The 1,194-nt window shown below is 71.8% G+C and carries 2 protein-coding genes; both read left to right on the top strand.

The annotated features are described in order from the left end of the window. On the top strand, nucleotides 1–342 hold a 342-nt coding region (locus ABZ281_RS50020), incomplete at its 5' end, for a DUF4162 domain-containing protein (RefSeq protein ID WP_356665554.1). Then, a complete protein-coding gene (locus tag ABZ281_RS50015; RefSeq protein WP_356665552.1) occupies nucleotides 339–1,100 on the top strand; it encodes an ABC transporter permease in 762 nt (253 codons plus the stop codon). The genes ABZ281_RS50020 and ABZ281_RS50015, both read left to right, overlap by 4 nt. The last annotated feature ends 94 nt before the right edge of the window (nucleotides 1,101–1,194 follow it).

Here is a 1,194-nt window from a genome sequence, read left to right as displayed (position 1 = left end):
GACCGCATCTCGGTCGTCGACGCCGGCCGGGTCATCGCCGAGGGCACGGCGGACGAGCTGAAGGCCGAGACCGGCGGCGACCGTATCGACGTGATCCTGCGGCACGTCGGCCAACTAGGGTCCGCCGCCGCCCTGTTGCCCCTCACCAGGGTCAGCGTCGACGCCGACCGCCGGTTGCTGAGCGCTCCGGTGACCGACCGCATGGAGGCGCTCTCCGGGGTCGTACGGGCCCTTCAGGAGGCCGGGATCGAGGCGGAGGACGTCGTGCTGCGCCGCCCGACGCTGGACGAGGTGTTCCTGCACCTCACCGGAGACGACCGCCGAGTGAAGGAGGCCGCGTGAGCGCCTACGCCCTGACCGACTCCTGGACCATGACCCGCCGGGAACTCGCCCGCTGGGGGCGGCAGCCCGTCCAGCTCGTCGTCAACCTGGTCTTCCCGGTGATGCTGCTGCTGATGTTCGGCTACCTGGTCGGCGGCGGCCGGGGGGTGAGCGGCGAGTACCGCGACTACCTGATCCCCGGCATGCTCGCGCTCACCATGGCCTTCGGCCTGGAGGGCACGATGCTCGCGGTCACGCAGGACCTCAACAAGGGCGTGATCGACCGCTTCCGCTCGATGCCCATGGCCAACGGGGCGGTGCTGGTGGGCCGTTCGGCCGCCGACATGCTCCAGTCGGCGCTGGCCCTGGTCGTGCTCATCGGCGTCGGCGCCGCGCTCGGCTGGCGTCCCGGCGGCGGCCCGACGGCCCTCCTCGGGGCGATGGGCCTGCTGCTCCTGTTCCGGTTCGCCATGCTCTGGATCGGCATCCACCTGGCCCTGGTGGCGGGAAGGCCGGAGATGGTCCAGGCCGTGCAGATCCTGGTCTGGCCGGTCGGCTTCCTGTCCAACGCCCTCGCCGCCCCCGGCTCGATGCCCGGCTGGCTGGGCACGGTCGTCGAGTGGAACCCCATGTCCCACACGGTCACGGCCGTACGGGACCTGCTCGGCGTACCCGGGACGGAGTCCGGGTACATCTGGCAGGCGGCGGTGTGGCCGCTGGCCCTGCTGGCGGTGTTCTTCCCACTGGCGGTACGCAGGTTCGGGCGGCTGAGCCGCTAGTGCCGCGGCAGGCGACGTTTGCCCGTTGAGGAGCGGCGTTTGGTGCGTGCTCTCGGCGTGCCGGCCGGAAGCCCTCGTACTGGACGTACGTGGG

This window comes from Streptomyces sp. NPDC006265, from assembly GCF_040613555.1.
GTDB lineage: Bacteria > Actinomycetota > Actinomycetes > Streptomycetales > Streptomycetaceae > Streptomyces.
The sequence above is the reverse complement of the archived record's forward strand: the minus strand, read 5'-3'. Positions and strand labels throughout refer to the sequence as shown.